Genomic DNA, 6345 nt, shown 5'->3' with positions numbered 1-6345 from the left:
GGTCGAGGAGACGTTGACGATCGATCCGCCGCCGGTCGTCTTCATCGCCGAAATCGCCATGCGGGTGCCGAGGAACGGGCCCTCCGCATTGACCTGGAAGACCTTCCGCCATTCCTGCAGCGAGATCTCTTCCAGCGGTCGCGAGATCTGGATACCGGCATTGTTGACCAGGATATCGAGCCGGCCCAAGCGGGCGAGGACGCTGTCGATGACATTGCGCCAGCCCTCTTCCGAGGCGACGTCATGGGGAATGAACTGGATCTTGTCGTCATCGGCCTGGCGCAGCCCGGCGGCGGTCTCGCGGCCTTGCGCCTCGTCGATGTCGGTCATCACAAGGGTGGCGCCTTCGGCGGCGAAGAGCTCGGCGATGCCACGCCCGATGCCGGCGGCGGCCCCCGTGACGATGGCGATCTTCCCGTCGAGACGTCCCATCGGTAATCACCCCTTCCTTTCGCGACGGTTCGTCATCCGATGAAATGCCCGCGATCGACATTGAGCGCCTGGCCGGTGATGTCGGCGGCGGCCTCCGACGCGAGGAAGAGATAGGTCGCCGCCAGATCTCGCGGGGCCATCATGCTGGGGATCGGCTGGAAGCGCAGATAATCCTCGATCAGATCCGCCGGCTGGCGTCCGGTCTCCGCAGCGATCTGCCGGACGGTCCACATCGCCCCCTCGGTCTCGACCCAGCCCGGGCAGACGGCATTGACCGTAATGCCCCGGGGCCCGAGCTCCAGCGCCAGGCTGCGCATGAAGCCCAGCACCGCATGTTTGGAGGCGCAATAGCCGCTATATTCCGCCGCTCCCGTCTTGCCCCAGATCGAGGAGGTCAGGAGGATGCGCCCGCCCTTTCCCATCAGCGGCAGCGCATGGCGCGTGACGAAGTAGGTGCCGAGCACATTGACCTCGATCACCCGGCGGAATTCGCGATCGACGGCGGGCGAGGGGTCGGCGAGGGGCGTGCGCGGCTGATAGCCGGCATTGTTGATCAGCACGTCGATAGATTTCAGGCTGGCAACGGCGTCGCGGACGGCGGTCTCGTCGGCGATGTCGCAGCGCAAGGCTGTAACGGGCCGGCCGGTATCACCGGCAATGCGCTGGGCCGCCGCGGCGACGCCGTCATCCTCGGCCATGATCGTGACCTCGCCGCCCGCGGCGGCGAAGCCGTGGGCGATCGCCTCGCCGATGCCGCGGCTGGCGCCGGTCACCAGAATCTTCCGGCCCTTGAAATCGAAGACGGTCATGGGCGGCCTCCTAGCCCCGATAGCGGGTGATCGAGAGGGCGATCACGCTGGAGGTGATGGTCGCGATCAGGATCAGCGTGCCCAGCGCATTGATGCTGGGATCGAGGGCGGTGCGCAGCATCCCCCAGACCAGGGTCGGCAGGGTCATGCCGTTGCCGATGGTGAAGAAGGTGATGATGAAATCGTCGAGCGAGACCGACATGGCGATGAGGGCGGCCCCGATCAGGGTCGAGCGGATATTGGGGAGCACGATGGTGAAGAAGGCCTGTCGCGGCGAGGCGCCGAGGTCACGCGCACTGTCGAGCATGGCGAAATTGAAATTCACCATCTGCGCGTAGACGATCAGGATCACGAAGGGCTGCGTGAAGACGAGATGGCTCGGGATCACGGTATGGAGCCCGAACCGGAAGCCCAGCGACGATAGGACCGTTGCCAATGCCAGGGCCAGGACCAGGGGCGGCATCATCACCGGCAGCGAGAGCGTCATCATCGCGGCATTGGCGGCGCCGGGGCGCCACCGGGCCAGCGCCATCGCGGCCAGCGTTCCGACCACCGTTGAGATGACGCCGACGCTGAGCGTCACGATCAGGCTGTTCTCGAGCGCCGACCAGAAGTTCGGATCGGCCAGCAGCTTGCCATACCATTTGAAGGTCAGGCCCTCCATCGGCAGGGTCGCCAGGCGGTTCTCGCCGAAGGAGAAGACGACGACGAGCACGATGGGCGAGAGCAGGAACAGCATCGAGACCGTTCCGAACAGGCCCCAGAGCGTCTTGGCGAGCGGGCTGGTTTCCATGCCGCCTACCGGGGCTTCAGGACGCGGGTCAGCGTCTTCTGGAACGCCAGCAACACCAGGCCGCAGCCGATCAGCATGGCATAGGACAAAGCCGAGCCGATCGGCGCGTTGAGCCGGTTGATGAACTGGCTCTCGATGAAATTGCCGGCCATGAAGGTATTGGTGCCGCCGACGAGACGCGGCGTCACATAATCGCCGGCGGTGATCAGGAACGAGACCGCGAAGGCGGCGAAGATGCCGGGTTTGCATTGCGGCAGCACGATGTCGCGGAAGACGCGGGCGGCATTCGCGCCCAGGTCGCGCGCGGCCGCAAGCGGCACCTCGTCGATCCCGCGCAGCGAGCCATAGATCGGCAGGACCGCGAAGGGCAGGAGGAAATTGACCAGGGTGATGACGACGGCGGCCGGGCTGTAGAGGAGCCAGGCGAGCGGCTCGTCGATCAGGCCCAGATCGACCAGGGTCGAGTTCAGGATGCCGTTGGTGCCGAGGATCGTCTTCCAGGCATAGATCTTCACCAGATAGCCGCCGAAGAGCGTCACCAGCACGACGAAGAGGATCAGCCCGCCATAGCGCCCCGCCCGGAAGCGGGCGAGATAGGCGATCATGAAGCCGATCACCGTGGTGATGGCGGCGATCAGGAGCGAGATCAGCAGCGTGAAGATCGCGGCGTGAAGGTACTCCTGCCAGACATCGAGATAGTTGTCGAAGGTGAAGTCCGGCACCAGCTTGTAGGCGCGCAGGCGCCAGAAGCTGACCACCAGGAAGAAGGCCAGCGGCCCGACGAACAGCAGGGCGAAGACCAGGAAGGCGGGCAGGACGGGCCAGCGATGGCGGCCGATCGCGGCCATCACGCCGCCTCGTTGACAGGAATCGCGCGCCGAACGGGCGGGGCCGGTGCCCCGCCCGTTCCTTCATTCCCGGCGCCGGTCCTGACGGAAGCGGTCGCGTTCATGCGAGGGATGATGCGCGAAGCCGCTCAGCTTTTCATCACCGTTTCCCAGGCCGCCTGGTAATCGTCCCAGGTCGCATGGGTGCCGTCCGCCTCGAGGGGGTACATCGGGACCACCTCGGTCTTCACATTGAAGTAGTCGTCGAGCTTGTCGTAGTTGTAGAGCGCCTTGTTGGCGTCGCTGGCCTTGGCCATGGCGTCGCTGGTGACCACCGGCATGGAGTTGGCCTCGGCGCCGGCAAGCTGTCCGTCGACCGAGAGCGCGTTGTTGATGATCTCATGGGCGAGATCGATGTTGGCCGAGCCCTTGCCGATGGCGTAGCCCTCGATGAAGCCCATGCTCTTTTCCTTCGGGTAGGCGACCTTGATGTTGGCCTTGTCGCCGACCCAGACCGAGACCGGCTCCCAGCCTTGGGCCATCACCACCTCGCCGCTGGCCAGCATGTTGATGAGATCGCCATAGCTGGGCGCGATCGTGCGCAGATGATTCTTCTTGAGATCGACCAGCGCCTTGACGGTCTTGGCGAGCTCGTCCTTGGTCATGCCGTTGGGCTTGGCGGCGCCGGTGACCTTGGCCCAGGCGAAGAGATTGCCGGGATAGTCCGCCGTGATCGCGACCTTGCCCTTGACCTCGTCCTTCAGCATGTCGGTCCAGGAGGTCGGCGCCGCCACCTTGTCGGCGTTATAGACCATGCAGATGGCGCCGTAGGTCATGGGACAGGCATACCATTTGCCGCCCTCGCTCATATTGCCTTCGGTCATCGCACGGATGGTCGGATGAATCCCCTTGAAGTTGGGGAGCTTGTCGAGATCGAGCGGCTCCAGCAGCCCGTCATTGGCGAGGAAATCGTCATGGATGAAGTAGGGCGTGCAGATATCCACCTGGCCCGAGCCCAGCCGCAGCTTGGTGATCACCTCGTCGGCCGAGGAGATGTAGGACTTCTGCAACTCGGCACCCTTGTTCTTCACGAAGTCGTCGGCCTCGAGAAAGGTGTCATAACCCTCCCAGCCCACGAAGTTGAGCTTGGTTGCGGCCTGCGCGGGCAGCGCGCGCCCCACCAGGGCCGCGGCACCGAAGGCCGCGGCGCCCTTGAGCAGTTGCCGGCGATCCATCTCGAAATAGCGCCGCACCCGGACGATGCCGAGCCGGTCCCGATCGAGTCCTGACATGTCTTCCTCCCTTGTTGTCTTTTTCTAGGTTTTGAATGCCAATCGGTCGCCGGGCTCTGCCTTGATGCCCGCAAGTCTCCTCACTCAGGCTGGCGGTAGAGCTCGTGGCAGGAGCAATGCACCCCGCCGCCGCCCAGCGCGAACATGTCGTAATCCACGGCGATGACCTTGAATCCTGCCTCTTCGAGCTGGCGGTTCACATTGACGTTGTGTGCCATCGACAACACGCGCTTGTTGCCCAGGCTGACGACGTTGCAGCCGAGCTTCACGCAATCGGCATAGGCGACCTTGATCACCTCGATGCCGTGCTTATTCTTGATGTAGTCGAGCGCGTAGGGCTGGAGCGCGTCTTCGCAGACGAGCGCGAGGCCCTTCTCCAGCATCACCACGACCGCATCCATATGGACGAATTGCGGCGGGATCGGCGCGACCTGCACCTCCCAGCCCTTTTCCTTGAGCCAGCCTTCGACCTGCTCGGCCCCTTCCTTGGTCGAGCGGTCGCCCGACCAGCCGAGCAGCACCACGCCCGGCTTCAGGATGCAGAAATCGCCGCCCTCGAAATGGCCGGCGGTCACCCACTTCCAGATCGGAATGCCGGCCTTGGTGTAGAACGCGGAGGCGACGGCATAGTCGCGCCGGCGCGGCGGTGTCTGGATCGAGGTGATGACCGCCCCCCAGGGCGTCATGAAGCTCGAATCGCGGGTGAAGACGCTGGACGGCAGCCCTTCGTCGGCCTCGGCGAAACGCACGCGCACGCCGGCCTTCTCATAGACCTCGACCATCTGGCGGTGCTGGCGCATTGCCCGCTGCTTGTCGAAGCGGTAGCCCATCTGCTCCATGTTGGCGAAGGTGACGGCCGAGATCGAATTCAGCGGCACCCAGCGGAAATGGTCCGGATGGCCCAGCAGCACATCGGTGAGCAGGCCGGTCTGGGCGGTCACGCCCCATTTCTGGCCGTCCGGGGTCTGGGATGGCGTCGTCTGCCCGACATTCGCACTCATGGTCTGGATTCCTCGCGCTGTTGCATGGGCATTTGCGGCACAGGGTCTGCCGCAGTTGCATCCTGATTCACTGTAAGGGCGGGGTTTCCCCTTGCGAAACGAGAAATCTTCGCTCTTACTGTGAGGTGAATTAACAGTAGGAGCGTGCAACTGCATGATTCCTGAGCGCCAGCATCTGCCGCTCCATGCCTTGCGCGCCTTCGAGGTGGCGGCGCGCTATCGCAATTTCGTCAAGGCGGCCGAGGAGCTCGGCGTCACCCACGGCGCCGTCTCGCATCAGATCAAGTCGCTCGAGCTGCAGCTGGGGCGGCCGTTGTTCGATCGCGCGCGCCGGCCGATGGCGCTGACGCCCGCGGGCCTGCAGCTGCTGGGTGTCGTCAGCAGCTCCTTCGACCGGCTCTCGAAGGCCGCATCGGCGGTGCGGCGCGGCGAGCTCGAGGGCGACATCACGCTCGCCTGCGTGCCGGGCCTCGCGGCCAACTGGCTTCCCGCCGTCCTGAGCGAATTCCTCGCGACCCATGCCAATGTCACGATCCGGATCGTGACCGAATATTGGCGCCACCCGACCATGGCCGAGCAGAGCGATCTCGCCATCGCCTATGGCAGCGGCGAACATCCGGGCAAGCGCGTGGTGCTGCTGGGCCACTCGCAATTCTTCCCCGTCGCGCGTCCGGGCCTGGTCAAGGGCACCCGCGCCTCGATCCGCGCCGGCGATCTCCTGCGCCACACGCTGCTGCATGAATATAGCGACGAGACCTGGTCGCGCTGGTTCGCGGCGGCGGGGCTGCCCGATGTCGACACCGCGCGCGGCCTCTTCTTCGACGGCGCGCATCTGACCCTGCAGGCAGCGCGCGAAGGCTGCGGCATCGCCATGGGCGACATGCCGACCGTGGCGCAGGATCTCGCCAATGGAAGGCTGGTCAGGCTCCTGGCTCTCTCGGTGCCGGCGGCCTTTCCCTATTACCTGATCTCGGCCCCCGAACGCGACGCCAGCCCCGCGGTCGCCGCGCTGGAGCGCTGGATCCTGGAGCGCTTCGCGGCGCTGGAAGCGAAGAAGTAGCGCCTCGCCTACTCGAAATGCCCCTCGAACGAGGTGATCGGCGGCCGCGCGGCCGGGTCGGTCACGATATCGAGGACGGTGACCTCGTTCGAGGCGAAGGCTTCCTGCAGCGCCGGGGCGATGTCCTGGGC

7 protein-coding genes are annotated in these 6345 nt (G+C 65.2%); 1 reads left to right on the top strand and 6 read right to left on the bottom strand.

Going from position 1 to position 6345, the window contains the following annotated elements; all coding sequences use genetic code 11:
* The 6 genes from ACREE8_RS15955 to ACREE8_RS15930 all read right to left on the bottom strand — a co-directional run.
* The coding region (locus ACREE8_RS15955) for an SDR family NAD(P)-dependent oxidoreductase (protein WP_431574000.1) at positions 1 to 432 on the bottom strand (432 nt) is incomplete at its 3' end.
* 32 nt (positions 433 to 464) lie between these two features.
* On the bottom strand, positions 465 to 1241 hold the full coding sequence (locus ACREE8_RS15950) for an SDR family NAD(P)-dependent oxidoreductase (RefSeq protein ID WP_431573999.1): 777 nt from the start codon (positions 1239 to 1241) through the stop codon (positions 465 to 467).
* Between the two features lie 10 nt (positions 1242 to 1251).
* Positions 1252 to 2034 carry an ABC transporter permease gene (locus ACREE8_RS15945; protein WP_431573998.1) on the bottom strand — a complete coding sequence of 261 codons (783 nt, stop codon included), beginning with the start codon at positions 2032 to 2034 and terminating at the stop codon, positions 1252 to 1254.
* Between the two features lie 5 nt (positions 2035 to 2039).
* A complete protein-coding gene (locus tag ACREE8_RS15940; RefSeq protein ID WP_431573997.1) occupies positions 2040 to 2882 on the bottom strand; it encodes an ABC transporter permease in 843 nt (280 codons plus the stop codon).
* A gap of 128 nt (positions 2883 to 3010) precedes the next feature.
* A complete protein-coding gene (locus tag ACREE8_RS15935; protein WP_431573996.1) occupies positions 3011 to 4153 on the bottom strand; it encodes an ABC transporter substrate-binding protein in 1143 nt (380 codons plus the stop codon).
* 80 nt (positions 4154 to 4233) lie between these two features.
* The gene (locus ACREE8_RS15930) at positions 4234 to 5154 is read right to left on the bottom strand and encodes a dimethylarginine dimethylaminohydrolase family protein (protein ID WP_431573995.1); all 921 of its coding nucleotides are present in this window, start codon (positions 5152 to 5154) and stop codon (positions 4234 to 4236) included.
* A 154-nt stretch (positions 5155 to 5308) separates the two neighbouring features.
* Here ACREE8_RS15930 and ACREE8_RS15925 point away from each other — a divergent pair, with 154 nt between their 5' ends.
* Positions 5309 to 6214, top strand: coding sequence for a LysR substrate-binding domain-containing protein (locus ACREE8_RS15925; RefSeq protein WP_431573994.1), 906 nt, complete (start codon positions 5309 to 5311; stop codon positions 6212 to 6214).
* Positions 6215 to 6345: the final 131 nt, after the last annotated feature.

Origin of the sequence: Hypericibacter sp., from assembly GCF_050729195.1 — a bacterium.
GTDB lineage: Bacteria > Pseudomonadota > Alphaproteobacteria > Dongiales > Dongiaceae > Hypericibacter.
This window is presented reverse-complemented; position numbering and strand designations above follow the sequence as displayed.

Excerpts from the sequence above, each read along its gene's own strand:
- ACREE8_RS15950 (WP_431573999.1), bottom strand. The coding sequence starts at position 1,241 with ATGACCGTCTTCGATTTCAAGGGCCGGAAGATTCTGGTGACCGGCGCC.
- ACREE8_RS15945 (WP_431573998.1), bottom strand. The coding sequence starts at position 2,034 with ATGGAAACCAGCCCGCTCGCCAAGACGCTCTGGGGCCTGTTCGGAACG.
- ACREE8_RS15940 (WP_431573997.1), bottom strand. The coding sequence starts at position 2,882 with ATGGCCGCGATCGGCCGCCATCGCTGGCCCGTCCTGCCCGCCTTCCTG.
- ACREE8_RS15935 (WP_431573996.1), bottom strand. The coding sequence starts at position 4,153 with ATGTCAGGACTCGATCGGGACCGGCTCGGCATCGTCCGGGTGCGGCGC.
- ACREE8_RS15930 (WP_431573995.1), bottom strand. The coding sequence starts at position 5,154 with ATGAGTGCGAATGTCGGGCAGACGACGCCATCCCAGACCCCGGACGGC.
- ACREE8_RS15925 (WP_431573994.1), top strand. The coding sequence starts at position 5,309 with ATGATTCCTGAGCGCCAGCATCTGCCGCTCCATGCCTTGCGCGCCTTC.